The following is a 22,387-nucleotide window of genomic DNA, read 5'->3' on the forward strand; positions in this document are numbered from 1 at the left end:
AAGGAACGAGGGACCCCACCATGACCCAGTACGTCCGCGACATCATGACCGGCGACCCGGTGACCGTGGAGCCGCTGACCTCCGTCACCGAGGTGGCCCGCATCATGCGCGACCGGGACCTCGGCGCCGTCCTGGTCACCGACGACGACCGGCTGCGCGGCCTGGTCACCGACCGCGACCTGGTGATCCGGGCCGTCGCGGACGGCGGCGACCCGGGACAGACCACCGTGGCCGCCGCGTGCAGCGACGAGCTGCTGACCGTGCGCTCCGACGACGAGCTGGACCACGCCGTCGAGGTGATGCGCGAGCACGCCGTGCGCCGCCTCCCGGTCGTCGACGAGGGCCGCCCGGTCGGCATCCTCTCCCTCGGCGACCTGGCCATGGAGCGCGACCCGGAGTCGGCCCTGGGCGACATCAGCGCGGCCCGGCCCAACCCCTAGGCCCTGTCGGCTCGGGTCCCGGCGCCCGGCGTTTCACGGCGTCGTGCCCGGGGACCCGGAGGGGCAACGGCAGCCGGACGCAGAAGGAAGATGATGCCCCGTGACCACGGACACCAGCGACAAACCCGTTGTCCGTCGCCTGGAGACAGGCTGGTCGAAAGCCCGCCGCCTGCGCAGCAGGGGTGCCGTGCGCACCTGGATACCGGCGGTCGAGGACGACGGCGCCGCTCGCGCACCGCGAACGGGGCAGGAGTCGAACATCGTCCGGGGCGAGGACTGACGAGCGCCGAGGGCGCCACACGCCACCCCACGCGCCGGCCCCAGCGCCGGCGCGGCGCGCGTCGGGGCCGCCCGCGGACCGCGCAGGGCACGCCGGTAACGTCAAGGGCGCCCAGCCCCGCCCCCACCGACCGCAGCAAGGCCCAGCACCGCTCATGAACCTCCTGGTCACCGGCGCCGCCGGATTCATCGGCTCCCGCTACGTCCGGACCCTCCTCGCCCCCGGCACGCCCGAGCCGCCGCACATCACGGTGCTGGACAGCCTCACCTACGCCGGCACGCTCGACAACCTGGAACCGGGCCACCCCCGCCTGGACTTCGTCCACGGCGACATACGCGACGCCGCACTCGTCGACAAGCTGATGGCCGACGCCGACCAGGTGGTGCACTTCGCCGCCGAGTCCCACGTGGACCGCTCGATCGACGCCGCCGCCGACTTCGTGCTCACCAACGTCGTCGGCACCCAGACCCTGCTCGACGCGGCCCTGCGCCACGGCGTCGGGCCCTTCGTGCACGTCTCCACCGACGAGGTCTACGGCTCCGTCGACTCCGGCTCGGCGACCGAGGAGCACCCGCTGCGGCCCAGCTCCCCGTACTCCGCCTCGAAGGCGTCGGGCGACCTGCTGGCCCTCGCCCACCACCGCACCCACGGCCTGGACGTCAGGGTGACGCGGTGCTCCAACAACTACGGCCCGCACCAGTTCCCCGAGAAGCTCGTGCCGCTGTTCGTCACCCACCTCCTGGACGGCCGGCAGGTCCCGCTGTACGGGGACGGACGCAACGTCCGTGACTGGCTGCACGTCGACGACCACTGCCGGGGCGTCGACCTCGTGCGGACCCGCGGCCGGGCCGGCGAGGTCTACAACATCGGAGGCGGGACCGAACTGAGCAACCGCGACCTCACCGGCCTGCTCCTCGACGCCTGCGGAGCCGGCTGGGACCGGGTCGTGCACGTCGAGGACCGCAAGGGCCACGACCTGCGCTACTCGGTCGACTGGAGCAAGGCCCGCGACGAGCTGGGCTACCGCCCCCGCCACGACTTCACGACCGGGCTGGCCGGGACCGTCGCCTGGTACCGCGACAACCGGGCCTGGTGGGAGCCGCTCAAGCGACGCATCCTCCAGCCGTCCGCCTAGCTAGGCTGGATCCGTGCGTCTGCTCCTCATGTCCGACACCCACCTGCCGAAGCGGGCGAAGGAGCTGCCCGCGCGGCTGCTGGCGGAGATCCCGCGCGCCGATGTCGTTCTGCACGCGGGGGACTGGGTCGACACGGCCACGCTCGACCTGCTGGAGAGCCGCAGCCGCAGACTCGTCGGCGTGTACGGCAACAACGACGGCCCCGGCCTGCGCGCCCGGCTGCCCGAGGTGGCGTACGCCGATCTCGGCGGCCTGCGCTTCGGCGTCGTCCACGAGACGGGCGCCGCCCAGGGACGCGAGGCCCGCTGTGCCGCCCGCTTCCCCGGCGTGGACGTCCTGGTCTTCGGGCACAGCCACATCCCCTGGGACACCACCGCGGACACCGGCCTGCGCCTGCTCAACCCGGGCTCGCCCACCGACCGGCGCCGGCAGCCGTACTGCACCTACATGACGACCACGGTCGCCGACGGCCGGCTCGGGGAGGTCGAACTGCACCGCCTGCCGCGGCGGTAGGCGGACCGCCGGGCGGACAGAAGGACGGGCAGCGCCCACGGGGACGCTGCCCGGTGCGGACCGGGCCGCTCCGTGTCGGAGGAAGCGGCCCGGGCGCTTCTGGAGTGCGCTGTCACGGACCTCCTTCCGAGGGGAGTAGTGCCGAGGGCATGCATGCCTCGTCCGATGCGGGGCGACTACCCGTCCTGCGCGGGCTCACACACCTCACGACGGACGAATTGTCCGATTGGTCGTCCAGCTCTTACTCGTCCCAGGCCACGACGGTGGTCTGCTCGACGATCTTGCCGTCCCGCAGCGACAGCATCGACTCGGCGAGGACCCGGACGCCGTCCGGATACGTGCACTCCTCGGCGTACGCGGCCTGGTCGCCCTGGACGACGCAGCGCTCCAGCCGGTGGGTCATGTCGCGGCTGTAGACGTCGTCGAGCATGTCGGCGATCTCCTGCCGGCCGTGCAGGACCTTGGGGCGGCTGGGCTGGTCGTTCCGGTCGACGATGCGGAGCTCCGCGTCCGGCGCGTAGAGCGACAAGAGGGGTGCCGCCGTCTCTCCTTCGATGCCCCGGCGCAGTGCTTCGGTGTCGAAGCCGGGGCCTGCCGTGGTGCTCATGACGACCTCCTTGGAGAAGGCCGCGAGCCGAGGGAGGCGGTCCGCCGCGGCCCTCTCCTTCGAGCTTCCTCCGTCCCGGCGCCCACGGCAACGGTCACGCGGTGGCGACGGCACCACCCGGCACGCCACCACGACGCCCCTTACCGATCAGTTGCGCGTAGGGTCGGGGAGAACGCTGAACGGCCGAAGAAGGGGTCCAGACCATGGCGCAGGAAGTACGCGGCGTGATCGCACCGGGCAAGGACGAGCCGGTGCGGATCGAGACGATCGTCGTGCCCGATCCCGGACCGGGAGAGGCCGTGGTCAAGATCCAGGCCTGCGGGGTGTGCCACACCGACCTGCACTACAAGCAGGGCGGCATCAGCGACGACTACCCCTTCCTGCTCGGCCACGAGGCCGCGGGCGTGGTGGAGTCGGTCGGCGCCGGTGTCACCGACGTGGCCCCCGGCGACTTCGTGATCCTCAACTGGCGTGCGGTGTGCGGCAAGTGCCGGGCCTGTCTGCGCGGACGCCCCTGGTACTGCTTCGACACCCACAACGCCGAGCAGAAGATGACCCTCGCCTCCACCGGGCAGGAGCTCTCCCCGGCCCTCGGCATCGGCGCCTTCGCCGAGAAGACGCTGGTGGCCGCCGGACAGTGCACCAAGGTCGACCCGGCCGTCTCCGCCGAGGTGGCCGGGCTGCTGGGCTGCGGGGTGATGGCCGGCATCGGCGCCGCCATCAACACCGGGAACGTGGGCCGCGGTGACACGGTCGCCGTCATCGGCTGCGGCGGCGTCGGCGACGCGGCGATCGCCGGCTCCCACCTGGCGGGGGCGGCGAAGGTCATCGCCGTGGACATCGACGACCGCAAGCTGGAGACCGCCCGCACCATGGGCGCCACCCACACCGTCAACTCCCGCGAGACCGACCCCGTCGAGGCGATCCGGGAACTGACCGGCGGCTTCGGCGCCGACGTCGTCATCGAGGCGGTCGGCCGCCCGGAGACGTACCGGCAGGCCTTCTACGCCCGCGACCTGGCCGGCACCGTCGTCCTCGTCGGCGTCCCGACGCCCGAGATGAAGCTGGAGCTGCCGTTGCTGGACGTCTTCGGCCGCGGCGGGTCCCTCAAGTCGTCCTGGTACGGCGACTGCCTGCCCTCCCGCGACTTCCCGATGCTCGTCGACCTCCACCTCCAGGGCCGCCTGGACCTCGGCAGGTTCGTCACCGAGACCATCCGGCTCGACGAGGTGGAGAAGGCCTTCGAGCGGATGCACACCGGCGACGTGCTGCGTTCGGTGGTGGTGCTGTGATGACCTCACGCATCGAACGCCTCGTCACCTCGGGACAGTTCAGCCTCGACGGCGGGACCTGGGACGTCGACAACAACGTCTGGCTCGTCGGCGACGACCACGAGGTCGTCGTCATCGACGCCGCCCACGACGCGGAGGCGATCGTCGAGGCGGTGGGCGACCGCAGGCTCACGGCCATCGTGTGCACCCACGCCCACAACGACCACGTGAACGCCGCCCCCGCCCTGGCCGAGCGCACCGGCGCCACCATCTGGCTGCACCGCGACGACATGCCGCTGTGGCAGCAGACCCACCCCGACCGGAACCCCGACGCCTGGCTGACCGACGGCCTGGTCATCGAGGCCGCCGGCGCCGACCTGACGGTGCTGCACACCCCCGGACACGCGCCGGGCGCGGTCTGCCTGTACGACCCCGGCCTGGGCGCCGTCTTCACCGGCGACACCCTCTTCCAGGGCGGGCCCGGCGCCACCGGCCGCTCCTACTCCCACTTCCCGACCATCATCGACTCGATCCGCGACCGGCTGCTCGCGCTCCCGCCCGGGACGCGGGTGCTCACCGGCCACGGAGACGAGACCACCGTCGGCGCCGAGGCCCCGCACCTGGAGGAGTGGATCAAGCGCGGCCACTGACCCGTCGCGGAACACGCGTGGACGTGCCTACGGAACACGCGTCAAAAGCTGACAGAAGATGTCCGGCTTCCCGGGCACTCTCGATCACGACATCACTCGTGCGGGAGAGGAACGGGAGCCGGACATGGCAGCATCACCGAAGAGGCCGTTGGCAGGCAGGGTCGCACTGGTCGCCGGAGCGACCCGGGGCGCCGGACGCGGCATCGCCGTCGAACTGGGCGCGGCCGGCGCCACCGTCTACGTCACCGGCCGCAGCACCCGTACCCGGCGCTCGGAGTACGACCGCCCCGAGACCATCGAGGACACCGCCGACCTGGTCACCGAGGCCGGTGGCCACGGCATCGCCGTCCCGGCCGACCACCTCGATGCGGCCCAGGTCGCCGCGCTCGTCGACCGCGTCGCCCGGGAACAGGACCGCCTGGACGTCCTGGTCAACGACATCTGGGGCGGCGAGCACCTCTTCGAGTGGGACAGCCCCGTCTGGGAGCACGACCTCGACAACGGCCTCAGGCTCCTGCGGCTCGCGGTCGAGACCCACGCCATCACCAGCCACCACGCCCTGCCGCTGCTGCTGCGCCGCCCCGGCGGACTGGTCGTCGAGATGACCGACGGCACCGACGACTACAACCGCGAGCACTACCGCAACTCCTTCTTCTACGACCTCGCCAAGGCATCCGTCCTGCGCATGGCCTTCGCCCTGGGCCACGAAGTCGGGCCGCGCGGTGCCACCGCCGTCGCGCTGACCCCGGGCTGGCTGCGCTCGGAGATGATGCTCGACCATTTCGGCGTACGCGAGGAGAACTGGCGCGACGCCCTCGACCGCGTCCCGCACTTCGCCATCTCCGAGACGCCCCGCTACGTCGGCCGAGCCGTCACCGCCCTCGCCACCGACCCGCGCGCGGCCCGCTTCAACGGCCGGTCCCTCTCCAGCGGCGGCCTCGCCCAGGAGTACGGCTTCACCGACCTGGACGGCAGCCGCCCGGACGCCTGGCGCTACCTCGTCGAGGTCCAGGACGCGGACAAGCCCGCCGACGTCACCGGCTACCGCTGACCGGCGGCAGCGGCCACCGGGCCGCGTGACCCGGCGGCAGGGCCAGGTCCTCCCGTACGGCCGTGTAGTAGCCCTCACGTCCGGCGCGCTGCCGCTCCAGCAGGGCCTCCCAGGCGACCGGGTCGCGCGTGCCGTCGCGCAGGAACCGTTCCATCTCCATCACGGTCACGACCCAGACGCGCGCCTTCTCCACCACCTGCGGACTGCCCAGCATCAGCAGGGCCTCGCCCGCGGGGTCCCGGGCGAGCACGGCCTCCGTCTGCGCGGGCGCCGCCTCCTCGGGAGTCAGGGGATGGGGGTGCGGGTCGTTGCCGAGGTGGGCGGCGATCCGGTACGTCAGCGTGACGGAGGTCTTGAGCGCCCGGGCGTAGTCGCCGTAGACCGCGAGCCTGCGCTCCTCCCAGCGTGCCGCGGTCTCGCGGCGGAACCGGGCCCGGTCGCTGCGGACCACGGCGAGATACGAACCGAGCGCACCGATGACGACACCTATGAGCGCGGGCAGTTGCTGCAAGAACGCGGACATGGACGCACGCTATCTGCCCAAGTGATCGTTCCGGCAGTACCGTCGGGCCATGACGGACGGGACAGGGGCGGACGGGGCAAGGCCGGACACAGGGCGTTTCACGGACCACGGGGTACTGGTCACGGGCGCGGCCAGGGGGATCGGTGCGGCCGTCTCCCGCAGGCTCGCGGCCGAGGGGGCGAGGGTGCTGCTGACCGACGTGGACCTTCCCTCCGCGCGGCGAACGGCGGGGGAGTTGAGGGAGCAGGGGGGCACCGCCGAGGCGTTCGCCTGCGACGTGGCCGACCGGGCGTCCGTCGAGGCGGCGGTCGCCCACGCCGCGGACACCTTCGGCACCCTCGACGTGCTGGTCAACAACGCCTACGCGTGTACCCCCGACGCCCCGCTCTTCGAGGAGGAACCGGATGAGTCCTGGGCGCGCGACCTCGACATCACCCTCACCGGCGCCTACCGCTGCTGCCGTGCCGCGCTGCCCCACCTGGCGGCCTCCGGGCGCGGCGCGATCGTGAACATCGGCTCGGTCAACGGCGTCCAGGACTTCGGCAACCACGCCTACAGCGCCGCCAAGGCCGGCCTCGCCTCCCTGACCCGCACCCTCGCCGGACACGCGGCCGCACGGGGCGTCCGCGTCAACCTCGTGACGCCGGGCACCGTCCGGACCACGGCCTGGGAGGGCCGGGACAGCGAACTCGCGGCGGTCCGACGGCTGTACCCGCTGGGGCGGGTCGGGGAGCCGGAGGACATCGCGGCGGCCGTCGCCTTCCTCGCCTCGCGCGACGCGGCCTGGATCACCGGGACCACCCTGGCCGTCGACGGCGGGCTGACCGCGGTCAACACCGGGTTCCGGCAGGCGCTCCGGGAGTGGGGCGGAACGGACTGACGGGGTGGGCCGCAGGGTGCGGTATGTCACTGTTTCGTCGCGACGCGGAGCCGTGGGCAACCGAGAGCGTCGTGCGGCGGTCCAGCAGGGGGAGGAGCGCACCACGAGTACGGTCCTTTGTCCGTTCCACCCCTTCGACGCGAAAGGCTGACCGGCCATGGGGGACATACGCAGACGGGGCGCCGTCGCACTCGGGGTCACCGCGCTGGTGGCACCGCTCACGCTCGCGCTCGGCACCACTCCGGCGCAGGCGGCGAGTTGCACCACGAAGGCGGGCCCGTACCAGAAGAAGGTGGAGAAGTTCCTCGGCCGCCCGGCCGACGGCAAGCAGTCCACCGCCGACTGCAGGGCGATCAGTGCCTTCCAGACCAAGCACGGCATCAGGCCGAACATCGGCTACGCGGGGCCCGTCACCTGGGGCGTCATGGACCTGATGACGAAGCAGAAGGCCATCGGGAAGAATCCGAACAAAGCGGGTAAATGCCCGGTGAACAAGGGCCGCATCGCCTGCGTGAACCTGTCCCTCCAGCTGAGCTGGATCCAGGACGGCAAGAAGCTCGTGTACGGCCCGGTGCCGGTCCGCACCGGCCGAGACGGCTACGAGACCCGCACCGGCCTGAAGAAGGTCTACTGGCGGAACCTCAACCACCACTCGACCATCTACGACGTGCCGATGCCCTACAGCCAGTTCTTCGACGGCGGCCAGGCCTTCCACTCGGTCGGCGTCAGCATGTGGAACCCGCCGGGCTCGCACGGCTGCGTCAACATGACGAAGACCGACGCCAAGAAGTACTGGTCGCTGTTGAAGAAGGGCGACGACGTCTACGTGTACGGCCGCAAGCCGGGCACCTGACGGACCCGGGTTCCCGGCTCACGCGGCCGCGTCACGGCTGGGGCGCGTCCCCGAAGTCCGGGATCTCCAGCCTGACCCCGCCCTGCCGCGCGGACTCGTGCGCGACGATGCCCGGCAGGGTGTAGCGGGCCGCGACCCAGGCGTTCACGGACGGCAGGGTGCGGGAGTTGACCGCGGTCACGAAGTCGTCCGCCAGGAAGTGATGGCTGCCCTCGTGCCCGTTGTGCATCCGGTCGAACGCCCGCGGCAGCCGAGCGCGGTCGTGCACCGGCGCCGACCCCGAGGTGAAGGCGGCCCGCAGCTCCGGCGCGATGTGCTGGAGGGACGGGTCGTCGGGGGACACGGTGGGCTTGGGTTCGAGCAGTTCGCTGATGTCCTCCACACCGTTCTTGTCCTGCCACAGTGCCACCGTGGCGAGCTGCTCCATGCTCGCCTCGGTGCCGAAGAAGCGGAAACGGGACTCCCGGATGTGCGAGGGATAGCCGACCCGCCGGAACTCGTTCGTACGGAACGACCCGCCGCCGGCCACCTCGAACAGCGCGGTCGCGTTGGAGACGTCGTTGTCGAACCGGCTGACCGACCGGTCGAAGACGCCGTCCCCGCGCTCGTCCACGACCCCGAGCGCCGAGACACTGACCGCGTGCGTCTGCCAGGCGCCCAGCACCCCGCCCACCGAGTGCGTCGGGTAGAGCAGCGGCGGATAGCTGGCGGTGGCCTTCCACCCCTCGCCCCCGCTGTACCGGTACGCCTCGTAGAACCCCAGGTCCATGTCGTGGACGTAGTCGCCCTCGGCGTAGAAGAGCCGGCCGAAGGCGCCCTCGGCGATCCGGTTGCGGGCATGCACGGTCGCCGGGTGGTACTGGCTCGTCTCGCCCATCATGTACGTCAGCCCGGTCGCCCTGACCGCGTCGATGATGTCCGCGATCTCCTGCGCGGTGATCGCCATGGGGACCGCCGAGTACACGTGCTTGCCCGCGCCCAGCGCCTGCAGCACCAGCGGGCCGTGGGTCCAGCGCTGGGTGAAGATCGCGACGGCGTCGACCGCCCCGGACTCCAGCATCGCCCCGTAGCCGGGGAAGGTGCCGGTGAGGCCTTCGGCGGCGGCGAGCCGCTCGGCCCGCTCGGGGAGCAGGTCGGTGACGTACACGTCGCTCACGCCGGGGTGGGCCAGGAACAGCCTGGCGAACTGCCCGGAGAACTGGCCGGCTCCGACGATGCCGAGGGAGAACGTCATGAATGAGGTGCCCTTCACTGGTCGAGGATCAGGTTGATCTGGTCGTTGGTCTCGTCGAGGACGCTCACCGGCTTTCCGCCGCCGTAGACGTCCTGCATGGCGGGGCGCATGAGTGCCTGCACGTCGGCGGCGTAGTTGGTGACGGGGTAGGAGAAGGTCCGGAAGTTCTGCTTGTCGTCGACCGGCCGGGTGAAGGCCGTCACGTCGATGCCCTTCTTCCCGTAGGCCGCGACGGCCGCCTCGGTGCCGCCGGGCGTGGCCGGGAAGACGATGCCGTGGCCGCCCACGGTCCGCTGGCACTCGTCGGAGGCCAGGTACTTCACCCATTTCATGGCGCCCGGCTTGTTGTCGGCGTTCTTGGTGACGGAGTCCGCGAGGCCGTTCATCATCGTGGCCCGCCTGCCGGTCGGGCCGGCGGGGGTGACGGCGGTCGCGATGTCCAGGCCCTGGAATCCGGCGTAGGTCGAGATCATCCACGCCCCGTCGAAGGCGGCGGCCGCCTTGCCCGCGGCCACCTGGGCGTGGGCCTCGTTGGACTGGGAGTAGTCGGTGAAGGGGGCCATGTAACCCTTGTCCGCCAGCCCGAAGTACCACTCGATGACCGACTGGAAGGTGTCGTCGTCGTACTGGTACTCGGTGCCCCACCGCTCCTTGTCCGTGTAGGTCCACCCGGCGGACGCGGCGAAGTGACTCCACGTCGTCTGGCCGTCGCCGTCGCCGCCGCCGTTGGTGGCCAGGCCGTAGACCTCGACGTTGTCCTTGTCGAATCCGGGCTCGTCGCCCCGCCTGCCCCTCTCGTCCACGGTCAGGCGCGCGACGGCCTTCTCGAAGGTGCCGCCGTCCTCGGGGTTCCAGGACAGGCCGCCCAGCTCCTCGGCGCTCAGCCCGGCGTCCTTCGCCGACTCCTCGTTGTAGAAGAGGGCGACGGTGTCCCAGTCCTTCGGGACGCCGTAGCGGTGACCGTCCTCGCCGAGCCAGCCCGCGGCCAGACCGGGCTGGTAGTCGGAGTCCTCGATGCCGAGGTCGTCGAGCGGCTCCAGCACCTCCAGGTCGGCGAACTGGCCGAACTTCTGGATGTGGTCGGTGAACACGTCGGGCTGGGTGCCCGCGATGAAGCTCGCGGTGAGCTTGGTCCAGTAGTCGTCCCAGCCCATCTGGGAGATCCTCACGTCCAGGCCCGGGTTCCGCTTCTCGAAGTCCTTGGCGCACGCCTGGTACGCGGGCAGCTGATTGGTGTCCCAGAGCCAGTACGTCACCGTGTCCGCGGACGACCCGGCGCCGCCCCGCGCACAGCCGCTCACCAGGGACAGCACCAGCGCCCCGGTCAGAGCGGCGGTCGTACGAAATCGCATGTCCGTCCCCTCACTTGATGCCGGTGAAGCTGATGGTGCCGACGATGCGGCGCGCGAAGACGCCGAAGAGCAGCAGCATCGGCAGCGCCGCGATGAGCGTGGCCGCCATCAGGCCGGACCAGTCGACGCCGGACGTCGGGGTCTGTGCGCGGAAGACGGCCAGCGCCACGGTCAGCACACGCGAGGTGTCGCTGTAGGAGACCATCAGCGGCCAGAAGTAGTCGTTCCAGGACGTGATGTACGTCAGCACGGCCAGTGTCAGCACGGGCGTCGCCGCCATCGGCAGCAGCACCCGGAAGAAGACCCGCACCTTCCCGGCGCCGTCCAGCAGGGCAGCCTCCTCCACTTCCCGGGGGACGGCCATGAAGAACTGCCGCAGGAAGAACACCGCGAACGGGGTCATGAACATCGTCGGCAGGGCGATGCCCAGCAGGGTGTCCACCAGGCCGAGCTCCTTGACGAGGACGAAGTTCGGCAGCAGCGTGAAGATGGCCGGCACCATCAGCCCCGCCAGGAACAGGGTGAACACGGTGTCCCGGCCTCGCCAGCGCAGTCGGGCGAAGGCGTACGCGGCCATGGCGGAGAAGAGAATCTGGCAGACGGTGATCAGGGTGGAGACGAACACCGAGTTGAGCAGGTACCGCCAGAACTTCAGGCCGCTGCCCGAGCCGCCCTGCGCGATCGCCTCCTCGGCGGACTGCAGGCCGAGAGCCCGCTCGAAGCCGCCCGTGGTCGGGTCGACCGGCAGCGGGTGGGCCGGGTGGCCGGCCAGCCCGGCGTTGGTGGAGAGAGCCGTGCGCAGGATCCAGTAGAAGGGCAGCAGGGTGACGAGGACGATCGCGGCCAGCACGGCCCAGGCCACGATCCGTCCGGGGGAGAGCCGCCTGCGCCTGCCGCGCCGTACTGTCGTCGTGCCGGTCATCTCGTTCTCCTCCCCGTCAGCCGAGGTCGGTCCGGCCGGCCCGGGTGAGCCGGTACTGGACGAAGGTGATGGCGCTCAGCACGACGAGCAGCGCCACGGACATGGCCGAGGCGTATCCGAACTGGAAGCGGCCGAAGGCGGCGCCGTAGATGTAGAACTGGAGCACGTTGGTGGCGTTCGCCGGTCCGCCGGCGGTGGTCACGGCGACCGTGTCGAAGACCTGGAACGAACCGATCACCGTCATGATCAGGACGACCGCGAGGACCGGCCGCAGCAGCGGCAGCGTGATCCGCCGGAACATCCGCCACTCGCTCGCGCCGTCCACCTTCGCGGCCTCGTACATGTCGCCCGGGATGGCCTGGAGCCCGGCGAACAGCAGCAGCGCGGTGTAACCGACGTGCCGCCACACGTTGATCAGCGCGATGGTCGGGACGGCCCAGGTCTCGTCGGCGAGGAACGGGATGCGGTCCAGGCCGAGGCCCGCGACGAGCTCGTTGCCGATGCCCAGTTGTGTGTCCAGGATCCACAGCCAGACGACGCCGGCCACGACGTTGGACATCAGATACGGCGTGAGCACGATCCCGCGCAGCAGTGACGACTGGGTCAGCCGCTGGAGCAGCACGGCGATGACCAGGGCCGCGACCGTCTGCACGCCGATGTTGACGACCACGTAGACGACCGTGACGCGCAGCGACTCCCAGAAGATGGGGTCGTTCACCATGCGCACGTAGTTGTCCAGGCCCACCCACTGCGCCGGCGTCAGCAGGTTGAAGCGGGTGAAGCTCAGGTAGATGCCGCGCAGTGTCGGCCAGAGCAGGAAGACCACGAAGCCCAGCAGTGCCGGGGCGACGAACACCGCGGCGAGACGTCCGTCGCCCCGGTTCCCGGCACGGCTGCTGGTGGCGACGGCCATCGGGAGACTCCCTCGCATGCGGCGGCTCGACCTCACTTACTTTTGAGGTGGAAGAATCGCCCGTCAAGAGGTCGGGCAGACATCGTCCACGGGGGATGACGGGGGTGATGTGCGGGTTTACAGTGGCCGCATTATTTCCGGTACAGAAGAAACTGGGGGGTGTGATGCCCGTTGGTGCCGAGAGCTGGCTTCCGCTGAGCCCCGGCGAACGGTCCGTGGCGATCGAGGTGCTCGTGCACGGCCCGCTGTCCCGCACCGACCTCGCCCGGCGGCTGGATCTCTCGCCCGGCAGCCTCACCCGGCTGACCAAGCCGCTCATCGAGTCGCGGCTGCTGGTGGAGGTCCAGGAGGCGGGTGTGCCCGCCGGGGGCCGGCAGGGCCGTCCGTCGCAGCCGCTCGACGTGGTCGCCGACTCGCGGTACTTCCTGGGCTTCAAGATCACCCAGGACATGGTGTACGGCGTTCTCACCACCCTCAGGAGCGAGATCGTCGCCCACCACGACCGTCCGCTCGTCACGCGCGACCCCGGCGAGGTCGCCGATCTGCTGGCCGGGATGACCACGGAGCTGTCCCGCGGCCGGCGCCGCGTCGCCGGCATCGGTATCGGGGTCGGCGGGCTGGTGGAGGGGCGGGCCGTGGTCGGCGAGTCCCCCTTCCTGGGGTGGAAGGGCGTTCCGCTGGCCGGACTCGTCGAAGAGCGCACCGGGCTGCCGGTCGTCGTCGAGAACGACACCGCCGCCTTCGTGGAGGCCGAGACCTGGTTCGGGGCGGGGCGCGGCCTGGACCGGTTCGTCGTCCTCACCATCGGCGCCGGCATCGGCTACGGACTCGTACTCGGCGGCAGGCGGGTGCCGTACTCCGGGGATGAGGACCGCGGGTTCGGGCGCCACTGGATCCTCGACCCGTACGGCCCGCTCACCCCGGACGGCCGGCGTGGCAGCGCCGTCTCGCTGCTGACCATCCCCAACATCCGCTACCAGGTCCGGGCCGCCGTCGGGCGCGACCTGACGTACGAGGAGATCCTCGCGTCCGCCGCCGCCGGGGAGCCCGTGGCCGCCCGGGTGATCGAGGAGGCCGGGCGGGCCCTCGGCGCTCTGGTGGCGCAGATCGCCAATTTCGTGATGCCCGAGAAGATCCTGCTCGCAGGGGAGGGGGTGGGGCTGATGGACGTGGCCGGGAAGGTGGTGCAGGACACCGTCCGCGACAACCGGCACCCACGGGCCGCGCCGGTCGGTCTGGAGACCAGGGTGTCCGACTTCCACGACTGGGCGCGCGGCGCCGCCGTGTTGGCGATCCAGGTGCTGGTGCTGGGAGCGACGCAGGTGTGAAGGGGCGGGCAGGGTGTGGCGGAACACACATGCGGTGAACCAACTCGCGGGTGACCCTTGACAGATGGCGGGATCGACGTGATCAGTAACACGGTCCGATATGTCCGATTGGCTCGCGATTACTCACATCGCCTTCACGCCCGGCGCCGTATGCTTCACAGCATGTCCACCACTGTTGAACCCTCCTCCGAGCGATCGGCTGCCGAGGTCAACGAGGAGATCCGGGCCCTGTGGCTCCGGTCGGGCGGGACACTGAGCGTCGAGCAGCGCGCGGAGTACCAGCGGCTCGTCATGGAGTGGGCCGCCGCGGCCCCGGAGCCCGCGAAGGCCGCCTGACCGGCACCTGAGCCTCCTCGTCGCATCGGAGCCCCGGCCCGGGGCACCCCCACCGGATGGGTGCCCTTCTCGCACTGGCCTCGGCCGTCTGTTACGGCATCGTCGACTTCTCCGGCGGCCTGCTGTCCCGGCGTGTCCACTTCGCCGCCGTCACCTTCCTCGGCCAGGTGGGCGGGCTCGCGCTCGCCTGCGTGGCCGCCCTCCTCGTGACCACCCCCGGCGTCCGCACCGCGGACCTGCTGTGGGGCGCCCTGTCCGGCGTCGGCAGCGGCGTCGCCATGCACTTCCTCAACCGCGGCCTGAGCCGTGGCGCGATGAGCGTGGTGGTGCCGGTGAGCGCCGTCACGGGCGTCGCGCTCTCCGTCCTGTGCGGCGTGCTCGTCCTCGGGGACCGTCCGGGCGCCGTCGCCTGGCTCGGGATCCTCGTCACCGTGCCCGCGCTCTGGCTGGTCTCGGGCGGCGGCACCGGCCCCGGCCACGCCGTCTCCGACGGGCTGCTCGCCAGCGCGGGCGTCGCCGTCCAGTACCTCGGCCTCGGACAGGCCGGCCCCGACAGCGGCCTGTGGCCCGTGGCGGCCGGCCGGGTCGCCGCCGTGCTCCTGCTGCTGCCCGGCGCCGTACGCCACACCGGGCGCCTGCGCCTGCCGCCGCGCCGGTCCGCCGAGGCGCTGCTGATCGGCGCCGGTGCCGCCCTCGGCCTGATCCTCTACCTCCTCGCCGCCCAGCGTCAGCTGCTGTCGGTCGCCGTGGTCCTCGCCTCCCTCTACCCGGCGCTGCCCGTGATCCTGGGCCTCGCCCTCCTCCACGAGCGGGTCGACCGACGGCAGGCCGTGGGCCTGATCGGCGCCGCGGCGGCCACGGTGCTGCTGACCGTGGGCTGACACCCGGGGGGAACGGCTCACCCCCAGGTCGCCGAGTAGTGCCGCCGGTAGGCCTTCCGGTCCTGTTCCGTGCGGATCCAGCGGGTCGCCACCAGCGCGATCAGGCTTCCCGCGACGACCAGCATGCCGGGGCCGATGGTGCGCCGGTCGGTGAGACGGGAGAGCAGGGTCGAGCCGCTGACGCCCGTCACGGGTGCCGTGGCCCCCGGTGCCGCCGCGCCCGGGGTGGTGCCACCGCCACCGGTGGCGGCCGGCGAGGACGGCGCGGTCCCCGCCCCCGCCCCCGCGCCCTGCTGCCCGGAGACGATCAGACGGACGCCGAGCGACTCCATGGCCTCGGGCAGCGGCTGGAAGAACGTCGTACCGCCCTTGGCGCAGTCGCCGTTCCCGCCCGACGTCACCCCGAGGGCGAGGCCCTCGGAGAACATCGGCCCCCCGCTGTCCCCGGGTTCGGCGCACACGTCGGTCTCGATGAGGCCGGTCACCGTGCCCTCCGGGTAGTTCACCGTCGCCTCGAGCGCCGTGACCTGCCCGTCGCGCAGCCCGCTGGTGCTGCCGCTGCGGAACACCCGCTGCCCCACGGCCGGTTCGCCCACTCCCGTGATGCGCACCCCCTTGCCGTCGCCGACCGCCACCACGTCGGCGCCGTCGCCCGCCTTGCCGTTCGCGTACTCCACCAGCGAGAAGTCATCCCCGGGGAAGCTCCCGGCGACCGTCGCCCCGACCCGCCGGTCACCCCCGTTGTCACCGAACCAGACGGACCCCGTCGGCCCGCAGTGACCGGCGGTGAGGATGAAGTCGTTGCTTCCGTCGGTCACGTTGAAGCCCGCCGAACAGCGCCCCGCCGTCGACAGGATGGGCTGCGCCCCGTTCAGACGCGTGGTGAAGGTGCCCTCGGTGCGTTCCATGCGGACGAAGCCGCCGATGCCCTCCGCGACCCCGGTCAGCCGGGACCAGTCGGCCCCGGAGACGGTGCTGTCACCGCGTACCACCACCTCGTTGGACCGGTAGTCGAGCGCCCACGCCGTCCCGGGCACCCGGGTCGCCGCACGCAGCGTCGAGGTCGCCGACCGCAGTTCGGACATGCTGTGCCGCACGACCTTCGCCTCGGCGCCGGCCCGCCGTACCTCCTCGGCCGTGCGCTCGTCGGTGACCGCGACGACCGGCCGCCCGTCGGCGCCGACCCAGTGGCCCGCCGTACGGGAGGTGCCCAGCCGTGCCACGAGCGCGCCGCCGGTGCCGGACGCGGTCTGCGCCAACGTGTGCGGCGCCGCGGACCCGTCCGGTGGCTCGCTCGCCATCGCCCGGGTGACCATCGTCCCCCCGAGCAGGAGTCCGCCGACGGCCGCCAGCCGTGCCGCTCGCCGGACGATCCGTCGTCGTGCGTGCCTCATGCGTGCGCTCCCGAACCCGAACTCGCGGTGTCCCCACCGCGGGGGCCTCCGGACGTCGAGCGCCCTCCTCCCATACGGGTACGGGCACGGCCGTGTTCACCGGGCGGCCCTCGGGTTCAGCTCGCCGCGGGTGCGGTGTCCCCGGTGAGCCGGTCCCAACTGGCCTCGTCGCCCCACACGGAGGCGTCGTCGACGTACGGCCGCAGCAGCGCCGTGAGCTCCGCGTCGCCGCGTCCGCCCAGCTCGTCGGAGGCGACCCGGCGGGCGATCCCGGCGAGGAAGTCGGCGAGTTGCACCCGGGGGTCGAGCCCCGCGCGGACCAGCCGCACACCGGCGAGCCGGACACCGGCCAGCCGGGCCGTCTCCTCCACCCAGGCGATGCGCTCCGGGGTCAGCATGTTCTGCCGGTCGTGCACCAGGCGGACCGTCCGCCCGCCCGCGCTCCAGTACGCGGCCGTGGCGACGACGGCGGGCAGCAGCGGATTGAGGAGCGGGACCAGCGCCGGGCCGTCCAGGCGCCGCTCCCGGTAGGCGTCCGCGCGGGGCCGGGCCGCCGCGAGCCGCCCGAGCGTCGCCGCCGCGTCCGTACCGGGATGGGCGCGGCCCAGGGCGTCCACCGTGCGGAAGAAGGTGTCGACGGGCGCCGCCGGGTCCTGTCCGGAGCCGTTGCCGTCGGGGCCGGACCAGCGGACCCACAGCAGCCGGTTGGTCGCCTCCAGGAACTCCCGCCACGCCTCCTCCCCGAAGGTCCGCCGCCCCTCGCGGAAGAGGGGGAGGGCCCCCGCCGGGTCGCCGAGCAGCAATCCGACGGCCCGCTCCACCACGAAGTACGCCTTCTCGGTGAGGTGCACGTGCGCGTGCCCGTGGAGCGGGCCCGACGGGGCGAGCAGCCACTCCAGCACGGCCCGGTGCTTCTCCCGCAGCAGATGGTTGGCCTTGTACTCCTCCGCGGGCGAGCGGATCCGGTCCCGTATCTCCTGCACGGCGGCCGCAGCCGTCGGCACGGGCAGCCGCACGCCGGCATGGGCGAACACGTCCGTGTTCCCGCCGGTCAGGTTCTCGCCGTCCGAACCCGACTCGTCGCACGCGATCTCCCAGAACGCCCCCACCGGCGCGGTCCGTGCGCCGTCGTCCCATTTCCCGGTCACACCACGGCCCCCTATCTTGTGCCCCATGACCAGCATCCCGCACGACCCGCCCGGCGAAGCGAACCCTTTTCTGGCCCTCTCCCTCGACCAGCTGCGCCGCCGTACGAGCATGAAGTGGCGCACCCACCCCGCGGACGTGCTGCCCCTGTGGGTGGCGGAGATGGACGTGCCGCTCGCCGAACCCGTCGTGCGCGCCGTCACGGACGCCGTGGAGACGGGCGACACCGGATACCCCGCCGGCACCGCCTACGCCGAGGCCCTGGCCGCCTTCGCCGGCAAGCGGTGGGGATGGGACGACCTCGCCGTCGAACGCACCGCGATCGTGCCCGACGTGATGCTGGGTGTCGTCGAGATGCTCAAGCTGGTCACCGGGCCCGGCGATCCGGTGATCGTCAACCCGCCGGTCTACCCGCCGTTCTACCAGTTCGTGACGCACATGGACCGGCGCGTCGTCGAGGCACCGCTCGGCGCGGACCTGCGGCTCGACCTCGGGGTGCTGGAAGAGGCGTTCCGGGGGGCCGTCGCCGACGGCGGGCGGGCCGCCCACCTGCTGTGCAGCCCGCACAACCCGACCGGCACGGTGCACACCGCCGCCGAGCTGGCCGCCGTGGCCGAGCTCGCCGAGCGGTACGGGGTCCGGGTCGTCGCGGACGAGATCCACGCGCCGCTCGTCGCCGCGGGCGCGCGGTTCGTGCCGTATCTGAGCGTGCCCGGCGCCGAGCGCGGCCTCGCGCTGATGTCGGCGTCCAAGGGCTGGAACCTGGCCGGGCTCAAGGCGGCGCTCGCCCTCGCCGGCCCCGGCGCCGCCGCCGACCTGGCGCGGATGCCGGAAGAGGTCGGCCACGGCCCCAGCCACGTCGGGGTGCTCGCCCACACCGCCGCCCTGCGGGACGGCACCGCCTGGCTGGACGCCGCACTGGCGGGGATCGCCGACAACCGACGCCTGCTCACCGACCTGCTGGCCGAGCACCTCCCCGGCGTCGTCCACCACCCCGGGGAGGCGACCTACCTCGCCTGGCTCGACTGCCGGGCGCTCGGCCTCGGTGACGATCCGGCGGACGTCTTCCTGCGCCGCGGCCGGGTGGCCCTCAGCTCCGGCCTCCCCTTCGGCACCGGCGGGACGGGGCACGCACGGCTCAACCTGGCGACCTCACCGGACGTACTGACGGAGGCGGTACGGAGGATGGCGGCGGCCGTGGCGTGAGACGGGGGGCCCGTGCCCTGATCCACACCGTGGGTCCTGGCCTAGACTCCGCGCCATGGACGACGCGTCACTGGCCCGGCTCGGGGCCGGCAAGTACCTGCTGCTCACCACCCACCGGAAGAACGGCACACCGGTCGCCACCCCGGTGTGGGTCGTCCGGGACGGGGACGCGCTCGGCGTCTGGACGGCCGCCGACTCCTGGAAGGTCAAGCGCGTCCGCAACCGCGCCGACGTCCTGGTGGGTCCGTGCGACGTGCGCGGCAACCCGACCGGGGACCAGGTCCCGGCGACCGCGGAGATCTGCGACCCGGCCACGACCGTTCGCTACCGGCGGCTGATCGCCCGCAAGTACGGCATCATCGGCCGGCTGACCCTCTTCGGCAGCCGGCTGCGCCGGGGCACGGACGGCACGCTGGGCATCCGGATCACGCTGCCGTCCTGAGCCGCACGGTGCTCAGGTCCACGCCCGGTACGGCTCGTCGACCAGTTGGAAGACCGGCTCGCCCCGCACCGGGTCCTTGGCCGTGGACAGCCGCACCCGGTCGCCGCTGTGAATGCCGATCAGCGGTCCCATGACCCGGCCGCGCAGCACGAAGCCCTCGGCCATCTCGATCAGGGAGACGTTGCGCGCGGCGGGGGTGTTGCGGTGCACCACCGTGGCGTGGCGCACCGTCCCGGTGCCCTCACTGCGCTCGGTCCGCAGATCGCTGCCACGGCAGACCGGGCACAGCACCCGGTGGTACATGGCGGTGCCGCACCAGGTGCAGCGCTGGAAGAAGACCGCCTCGGTGTCCGGGGCCTCGGGGGCCTTGGGGTCGAGCACGCCCGTCGCGGCGCCGACTGTCTGCCGAGCGACGTTTCCTGAGTGGTGGTACACGCTGGTCAACTCCCTGCACTCGGGCCGGAATCCCGCGTGCGCGGTCACCCGGGCACGCGTGTGCGCGGCTCGCCGTGCCGCCGTGCACGCCCGACAGCGTATGGCACTGAGTGCCACTCGTAAAGGCACTCCGTACCCTCGATTTCGGGTGAGAGACCGGTCAGTCGTGTGCGAACGCCGTCTCGATCTCCCGTACGACCTGCCACAGGGGCGTTCCGCGCCGGGACACGACGACCACCACGTCCTCCGGGGCCTGGTCGCGGGGCGGCACCGGAACGCCGCCGAACGTGGACTGCGCGTACCCCAGCGCGTGGTCCACCGCGGCGCCCGCGTCGTCCCGCCCGTCCGAACGCAGCCAGGAACGCAGGGCGTTGTTGTGCGCCGCGACCACCGCGGCCGCGATCACGTCGGCCCGCAGGATCCCGTCCGGCCGGCCGCCCAGCCGTCCGCGCAGGTACGCGGCGAGGGCGCGCTCGTAGCGCCACACCACCGAGAGCTCGTACGCGCGCAGCCCGGGGACCTTCCTGGTGAGGTGGTAACGCTGCACCGAGAAGGGCGGGTTCTCGGCGTACATGCGCAGCACGAGGCGGGCCGCGTCGCAGACCCGCACCACCGGGTCGGCGTCCTCGGGGGAGGCGTCCAGAAAGGCCGTCATGTCCGCCAGGCACCGCTCGTGGTCGGGGAAGACCACGTCCTCCTTGGAGGGGAAGTAGCGGAAGAACGACCGCCGTCCGACGCCGGCGAGCGCGACGATGTCGTCGACGGTGGTCTGTTCGTAACCCCGCTCCAGGAACAGCCGGAAGGCCGCGGCGACCAGCGCCTCACGCATCGGCGGCCGGGCACCCGCCGTGTCCGCCCGGTCCCCGCGGCGGGGCGCCGCACTGCTGGAGCTCATGGAGGGGAACGTAGCAGCTCACCGGCGTCGATGGCACTCAGTGCAGCCCGAACAGGGAACTCGGTGCACCTGTCGCCCGGCCGTACCGATCGCATACGATCACCTCCGGTCAGCCCGCGAGGAGTTCCCCATGCCGTCCCCCCGCCCCCGCATCCTGTACGTCACCGACCTCGCCTACGAGGCGCGCGGGCGGCGCTACTGCGACGAGGACATCTTCCTGACCTCCCGCCTGCGCGAGGACTTCGACCTGGCCCTGTGCCACCCCCGGGACGCCGCCGCGCTGCTGGACGGCTTCGACGCGGTCGTCGTCCGCAACAGCGGCCCCGTCCTCGGGTACCGGGCCGCGTACGACGCCTTCCGCGAGCGCGCGGCCGAACGCGGAACCCCGGTCTACAACCAGCTCACCGGCAGGGCCGACATGGCGGGCAAGCAGTACCTGCTCGACCTGACCGCGGCGGGGTACCCGGTCATCCCCACCGTGGACCGGCCGGAGGATCTGCACCGACTGCCCCCGGCGGACGAGTACGTTGTCAAGCCCAGGCTCGGTGCCGACTCGATAGGACTGCGGACCGTGCCCGCGGACCGCGTCCACGAGGCGCTGCGCGGCGACGCCGGCGACCTCCTCGTCCAGCCGCGCGTCGACTTCTCCCACGAGATCTCGTTCTACTTCGTCGACCACGACTTCCAGTACGCCCTCTACGCGCCGGACCCGGCCCGTCGCTGGGAACTGGAGCCCTACGACGCCACCGCGCACGACCTCGCGTTCGCGCGGCGGTTCGTCGAGTGGAACGGCATCGACCACGGCATCCAGCGCGTCGACGCCTGCCGTGCGCCCGGCGGTGAGCTGCTCCTCGTCGAGCTGGAGGACCTCAACCCCTATCTGTCGCTGGACGCCCTCGACGAGAAGGGCCGCAGCGGCTTCGTCGACGCCCTGCGGAACGCCTTGCGACGCCTGGTGGCGGCCGCCGCCTAGGCCCTGTCCGGCGGATCGGGTCGCAGGAAGGCCGCGGCATCTCATCGTCGCCGGTGAGCGGGGTCTGGGGCGTCCAGCTCCAAGGCGGAGGAGGGCGTCGACGCGATGGGGGCCCCCGCGCGAGCGAAGCCGAGCGTGGGGGAGTCGGCAACCGACGACAACGCGGCAGATGGGCGTGCAGGACCCCGCGTCCGCGGCATGATCCGCCGTACAGGTCCTAGCATGGCCGGCATGGACGACGGCATGGACGTGTTTCTCGGTCGGCTGGACCCGGACATGTGCGTGGTGACGGCCGCGGCGGACGGGGAGCGGGCGGGCTGCCTGGTCGGGTTCTCCTCCCAGTGCTCCCTGGAACCGGTGCGGTTCGTCGTGTGGCTCTCCGAGGTGAACCGGACCTTCCGGGTCGCCCGGTTCGCCGAGTTCCTGGCCGTCCATCTGCTCGCCCCCGAACAGCGTGGCACCGCCGAGGTGTTCGGCGGGCAGACCGGCGACCTGGTGGACAAGTTCCGGCAGGTCCGATGGCGCGCGGGGTACGGCGGGGCCGTCGTGCTGGAGGACGTCGAGGCGTGGTTCGTCGGCCGGGTCCTGGCGCGGGTCGACGGGGGCGACCACGTCGGTTTCGTGCTCGACCCGGTCGAGTGGGGCGGGCGCGACGCGTCCGGCGGACCGGTGCTGCGGCTCGCCGACGCCCGGACCATCGAGCCCGGCCACCCGGTCGACTGACCG

26 protein-coding genes are annotated in these 22,387 nt (G+C 72.2%); 16 read left to right on the forward strand and 10 right to left on the reverse strand.

Translation table 11 applies throughout. The features are described from left to right. Positions 1-20: 20 nt before the first annotated feature. The 4 genes from ACIGO6_RS07220 (at position 21) to ACIGO6_RS07235 (ending at position 2,369) form a co-directional block, all read left to right on the forward strand. Positions 21-440 carry a CBS domain-containing protein gene (locus ACIGO6_RS07220; protein WP_399872503.1) on the forward strand — a complete coding sequence of 140 codons (420 nt, stop codon included), beginning with the start codon at positions 21-23 and terminating at the stop codon, positions 438-440. Positions 441-540: 100 nt separating this feature from the next. Further along, a complete protein-coding gene (locus tag ACIGO6_RS07225; protein ID WP_399872506.1) occupies positions 541-720 on the forward strand; it encodes a hypothetical protein in 180 nt (59 codons plus the stop codon). A gap of 154 nt (positions 721-874) precedes the next feature. Next, positions 875-1,855 carry a dTDP-glucose 4,6-dehydratase gene (gene rfbB, locus ACIGO6_RS07230; protein WP_399872508.1) on the forward strand — a complete coding sequence of 327 codons (981 nt, stop codon included), beginning with the start codon at positions 875-877 and terminating at the stop codon, positions 1,853-1,855. 13 nt (positions 1,856-1,868) lie between these two features. Beyond that, on the forward strand, positions 1,869-2,369 hold the full coding sequence (locus ACIGO6_RS07235; protein WP_399872510.1) for a metallophosphoesterase family protein: 501 nt from the start codon (positions 1,869-1,871) through the stop codon (positions 2,367-2,369). 241 nt (positions 2,370-2,610) lie between these two features. On the opposite strand, the gene ACIGO6_RS07240 is transcribed toward ACIGO6_RS07235, so the two are convergent. Further along, the gene (locus tag ACIGO6_RS07240; protein ID WP_399872512.1) at positions 2,611-2,976 is read right to left on the reverse strand and encodes a nuclear transport factor 2 family protein; all 366 of its coding nucleotides are present in this window, start codon (positions 2,974-2,976) and stop codon (positions 2,611-2,613) included. Positions 2,977-3,179: 203 nt separating this feature from the next. Here ACIGO6_RS07240 and ACIGO6_RS07245 point away from each other — a divergent pair, with 203 nt between their 5' ends. From ACIGO6_RS07245 to ACIGO6_RS07255, 3 genes are all read left to right on the forward strand, one after another. Continuing rightward, the gene (locus ACIGO6_RS07245; protein ID WP_399872514.1) at positions 3,180-4,268 is read left to right on the forward strand and encodes an S-(hydroxymethyl)mycothiol dehydrogenase; all 1,089 of its coding nucleotides are present in this window, start codon (positions 3,180-3,182) and stop codon (positions 4,266-4,268) included. Beyond that, complete coding sequence (locus tag ACIGO6_RS07250) at positions 4,268-4,897, forward strand: MBL fold metallo-hydrolase (protein WP_399872517.1); 630 nt, start codon at positions 4,268-4,270, stop codon at positions 4,895-4,897. The genes ACIGO6_RS07245 and ACIGO6_RS07250 overlap by 1 nt, the downstream gene beginning before the upstream one ends. A gap of 124 nt (positions 4,898-5,021) precedes the next feature. Continuing rightward, positions 5,022-5,948: an SDR family oxidoreductase gene (locus tag ACIGO6_RS07255; RefSeq protein WP_399872518.1), complete on the forward strand. Its 927-nt coding sequence runs from the start codon at positions 5,022-5,024 to the stop codon at positions 5,946-5,948. Here ACIGO6_RS07255 and ACIGO6_RS07260 read toward each other — a convergent pair. Next, a complete protein-coding gene (locus ACIGO6_RS07260) occupies positions 5,932-6,471 on the reverse strand; it encodes a hypothetical protein (RefSeq protein ID WP_399872521.1) in 540 nt (179 codons plus the stop codon). The two genes, ACIGO6_RS07255 and ACIGO6_RS07260, sit on opposite strands and share 17 nt — an antisense overlap. A 49-nt stretch (positions 6,472-6,520) precedes the next feature. Between ACIGO6_RS07260 and ACIGO6_RS07265 the strand changes: the two genes are divergently transcribed. Beyond that, a complete protein-coding gene (locus ACIGO6_RS07265; protein ID WP_399872524.1) occupies positions 6,521-7,351 on the forward strand; it encodes an SDR family NAD(P)-dependent oxidoreductase in 831 nt (276 codons plus the stop codon). Between the two features lie 157 nt (positions 7,352-7,508). Next, a complete protein-coding gene (locus tag ACIGO6_RS07270; protein WP_399872525.1) occupies positions 7,509-8,204 on the forward strand; it encodes a L,D-transpeptidase family protein in 696 nt (231 codons plus the stop codon). 31 nt (positions 8,205-8,235) lie between these two features. Here the strand turns inward: ACIGO6_RS07270 and ACIGO6_RS07275 are convergent, their stop codons facing one another. Genes ACIGO6_RS07275 through ACIGO6_RS07290 form a run of 4 tightly spaced genes read right to left on the reverse strand, consistent with a single transcriptional unit; the run spans position 8,236 to position 12,625 of the window. Then, positions 8,236-9,438, reverse strand: a complete 1,203-nt coding sequence (locus ACIGO6_RS07275) for a Gfo/Idh/MocA family protein (RefSeq protein WP_399872528.1) — start codon at positions 9,436-9,438, stop codon at positions 8,236-8,238. A gap of 14 nt (positions 9,439-9,452) precedes the next feature. Continuing rightward, positions 9,453-10,790, reverse strand: coding sequence for an ABC transporter substrate-binding protein (locus ACIGO6_RS07280; protein ID WP_399872531.1), 1,338 nt, complete (start codon positions 10,788-10,790; stop codon positions 9,453-9,455). 10 nt (positions 10,791-10,800) lie between these two features. Next, complete coding sequence (locus ACIGO6_RS07285; RefSeq protein ID WP_399872533.1) at positions 10,801-11,712, reverse strand: carbohydrate ABC transporter permease; 912 nt, start codon at positions 11,710-11,712, stop codon at positions 10,801-10,803. 16 nt (positions 11,713-11,728) lie between these two features. After that, complete coding sequence (locus ACIGO6_RS07290; protein WP_399872535.1) at positions 11,729-12,625, reverse strand: carbohydrate ABC transporter permease; 897 nt, start codon at positions 12,623-12,625, stop codon at positions 11,729-11,731. A 164-nt stretch (positions 12,626-12,789) separates the two neighbouring features. On the opposite strand from ACIGO6_RS07290, the gene ACIGO6_RS07295 reads away from it, so the two are divergent. The 3 genes from ACIGO6_RS07295 (at position 12,790) to ACIGO6_RS07305 (ending at position 15,170) form a co-directional block, all read left to right on the forward strand. Next, positions 12,790-13,953 (forward strand): ROK family protein, encoded by a 1,164-nt coding sequence (locus ACIGO6_RS07295; protein ID WP_399872538.1) that lies wholly within the window; start codon positions 12,790-12,792, stop codon positions 13,951-13,953. A 150-nt stretch (positions 13,954-14,103) separates the two neighbouring features. After that, on the forward strand, positions 14,104-14,289 hold the full coding sequence (locus ACIGO6_RS07300) for a hypothetical protein (RefSeq protein WP_399872541.1): 186 nt from the start codon (positions 14,104-14,106) through the stop codon (positions 14,287-14,289). A gap of 56 nt (positions 14,290-14,345) precedes the next feature. Next, positions 14,346-15,170, forward strand: coding sequence for an EamA family transporter (locus ACIGO6_RS07305; RefSeq protein ID WP_399872544.1), 825 nt, complete (start codon positions 14,346-14,348; stop codon positions 15,168-15,170). A 17-nt stretch (positions 15,171-15,187) separates the two neighbouring features. Here ACIGO6_RS07305 and ACIGO6_RS07310 read toward each other — a convergent pair whose 3' ends face one another. After that, positions 15,188-16,564 (reverse strand): S1 family peptidase, encoded by a 1,377-nt coding sequence (locus tag ACIGO6_RS07310; protein ID WP_399872547.1) that lies wholly within the window; start codon positions 16,562-16,564, stop codon positions 15,188-15,190. A 116-nt stretch (positions 16,565-16,680) separates the two neighbouring features. Beyond that, positions 16,681-17,739: a hypothetical protein gene (locus tag ACIGO6_RS07315; RefSeq protein ID WP_399872548.1), complete on the reverse strand. Its 1,059-nt coding sequence runs from the start codon at positions 17,737-17,739 to the stop codon at positions 16,681-16,683. On the opposite strand from ACIGO6_RS07315, the gene ACIGO6_RS07320 reads away from it, so the two are divergent. Together ACIGO6_RS07320 and ACIGO6_RS07325 are read left to right on the forward strand one after the other, a co-directional pair. Beyond that, positions 17,738-18,916, forward strand: coding sequence for a MalY/PatB family protein (locus ACIGO6_RS07320; RefSeq protein ID WP_399872550.1), 1,179 nt, complete (start codon positions 17,738-17,740; stop codon positions 18,914-18,916). The genes ACIGO6_RS07315 and ACIGO6_RS07320 overlap by 2 nt on opposite strands. 55 nt (positions 18,917-18,971) lie before the next feature. Beyond that, positions 18,972-19,358 carry a PPOX class F420-dependent oxidoreductase gene (locus ACIGO6_RS07325; protein ID WP_399872553.1) on the forward strand — a complete coding sequence of 129 codons (387 nt, stop codon included), beginning with the start codon at positions 18,972-18,974 and terminating at the stop codon, positions 19,356-19,358. A gap of 12 nt (positions 19,359-19,370) precedes the next feature. Here the strand turns inward: ACIGO6_RS07325 and ACIGO6_RS07330 are convergent, their stop codons facing one another. Both ACIGO6_RS07330 and ACIGO6_RS07335 read right to left on the reverse strand, forming a co-directional pair. Further along, positions 19,371-19,793 carry a Zn-ribbon domain-containing OB-fold protein gene (locus tag ACIGO6_RS07330; protein ID WP_399872555.1) on the reverse strand — a complete coding sequence of 141 codons (423 nt, stop codon included), beginning with the start codon at positions 19,791-19,793 and terminating at the stop codon, positions 19,371-19,373. A gap of 160 nt (positions 19,794-19,953) precedes the next feature. Beyond that, entirely contained in the window at positions 19,954-20,688 is a 735-nt protein-coding gene (locus ACIGO6_RS07335) for a TetR family transcriptional regulator (protein WP_399872558.1), read from the reverse strand. 130 nt (positions 20,689-20,818) lie between these two features. On the opposite strand from ACIGO6_RS07335, the gene ACIGO6_RS07340 reads away from it, so the two are divergent. Continuing rightward, the gene (locus tag ACIGO6_RS07340) at positions 20,819-21,661 is read left to right on the forward strand and encodes a hypothetical protein (protein WP_399872561.1); all 843 of its coding nucleotides are present in this window, start codon (positions 20,819-20,821) and stop codon (positions 21,659-21,661) included. A gap of 231 nt (positions 21,662-21,892) precedes the next feature. After that, positions 21,893-22,384 (forward strand): flavin reductase family protein, encoded by a 492-nt coding sequence (locus ACIGO6_RS07345; RefSeq protein ID WP_399872564.1) that lies wholly within the window; start codon positions 21,893-21,895, stop codon positions 22,382-22,384. Positions 22,385-22,387 lie beyond the last annotated feature (3 nt).

Origin of the sequence: Streptomyces sp. NPDC053750 (assembly GCF_044544295.1) — a bacterium.
Lineage (GTDB): Bacteria > Actinomycetota > Actinomycetes > Streptomycetales > Streptomycetaceae > Streptomyces.

Excerpts from the sequence above, each read along its gene's own strand:
- ACIGO6_RS07220 (WP_399872503.1), top strand. The coding sequence starts at position 21 with ATGACCCAGTACGTCCGCGACATCATGACCGGCGACCCGGTGACCGTG.
- rfbB (WP_399872508.1), top strand. The coding sequence starts at position 875 with ATGAACCTCCTGGTCACCGGCGCCGCCGGATTCATCGGCTCCCGCTAC.
- ACIGO6_RS07240 (WP_399872512.1), bottom strand. The coding sequence starts at position 2,976 with ATGAGCACCACGGCAGGCCCCGGCTTCGACACCGAAGCACTGCGCCGG.
- ACIGO6_RS07245 (WP_399872514.1), top strand. The coding sequence starts at position 3,180 with ATGGCGCAGGAAGTACGCGGCGTGATCGCACCGGGCAAGGACGAGCCG.
- ACIGO6_RS07250 (WP_399872517.1), top strand. The coding sequence starts at position 4,268 with ATGACCTCACGCATCGAACGCCTCGTCACCTCGGGACAGTTCAGCCTC.
- ACIGO6_RS07255 (WP_399872518.1), top strand. The coding sequence starts at position 5,022 with ATGGCAGCATCACCGAAGAGGCCGTTGGCAGGCAGGGTCGCACTGGTC.
- ACIGO6_RS07260 (WP_399872521.1), bottom strand. The coding sequence starts at position 6,471 with ATGTCCGCGTTCTTGCAGCAACTGCCCGCGCTCATAGGTGTCGTCATC.
- ACIGO6_RS07265 (WP_399872524.1), top strand. The coding sequence starts at position 6,521 with ATGACGGACGGGACAGGGGCGGACGGGGCAAGGCCGGACACAGGGCGT.
- ACIGO6_RS07270 (WP_399872525.1), top strand. The coding sequence starts at position 7,509 with ATGGGGGACATACGCAGACGGGGCGCCGTCGCACTCGGGGTCACCGCG.
- ACIGO6_RS07275 (WP_399872528.1), bottom strand. The coding sequence starts at position 9,438 with ATGACGTTCTCCCTCGGCATCGTCGGAGCCGGCCAGTTCTCCGGGCAG.
- ACIGO6_RS07280 (WP_399872531.1), bottom strand. The coding sequence starts at position 10,790 with ATGCGATTTCGTACGACCGCCGCTCTGACCGGGGCGCTGGTGCTGTCC.
- ACIGO6_RS07285 (WP_399872533.1), bottom strand. The coding sequence starts at position 11,712 with ATGACCGGCACGACGACAGTACGGCGCGGCAGGCGCAGGCGGCTCTCC.
- ACIGO6_RS07290 (WP_399872535.1), bottom strand. The coding sequence starts at position 12,625 with ATGGCCGTCGCCACCAGCAGCCGTGCCGGGAACCGGGGCGACGGACGT.
- ACIGO6_RS07295 (WP_399872538.1), top strand. The coding sequence starts at position 12,790 with ATGCCCGTTGGTGCCGAGAGCTGGCTTCCGCTGAGCCCCGGCGAACGG.
- ACIGO6_RS07300 (WP_399872541.1), top strand. The coding sequence starts at position 14,104 with ATGCTTCACAGCATGTCCACCACTGTTGAACCCTCCTCCGAGCGATCG.
- ACIGO6_RS07305 (WP_399872544.1), top strand. The coding sequence starts at position 14,346 with ATGGGTGCCCTTCTCGCACTGGCCTCGGCCGTCTGTTACGGCATCGTC.
- ACIGO6_RS07310 (WP_399872547.1), bottom strand. The coding sequence starts at position 16,564 with ATGAGGCACGCACGACGACGGATCGTCCGGCGAGCGGCACGGCTGGCG.
- ACIGO6_RS07320 (WP_399872550.1), top strand. The coding sequence starts at position 17,738 with ATGACCAGCATCCCGCACGACCCGCCCGGCGAAGCGAACCCTTTTCTG.
- ACIGO6_RS07315 (WP_399872548.1), bottom strand. The coding sequence starts at position 17,739 with ATGGGGCACAAGATAGGGGGCCGTGGTGTGACCGGGAAATGGGACGAC.
- ACIGO6_RS07325 (WP_399872553.1), top strand. The coding sequence starts at position 18,972 with ATGGACGACGCGTCACTGGCCCGGCTCGGGGCCGGCAAGTACCTGCTG.
- ACIGO6_RS07335 (WP_399872558.1), bottom strand. The coding sequence starts at position 20,688 with ATGAGCTCCAGCAGTGCGGCGCCCCGCCGCGGGGACCGGGCGGACACG.
- ACIGO6_RS07340 (WP_399872561.1), top strand. The coding sequence starts at position 20,819 with ATGCCGTCCCCCCGCCCCCGCATCCTGTACGTCACCGACCTCGCCTAC.
- ACIGO6_RS07345 (WP_399872564.1), top strand. The coding sequence starts at position 21,893 with ATGGACGACGGCATGGACGTGTTTCTCGGTCGGCTGGACCCGGACATG.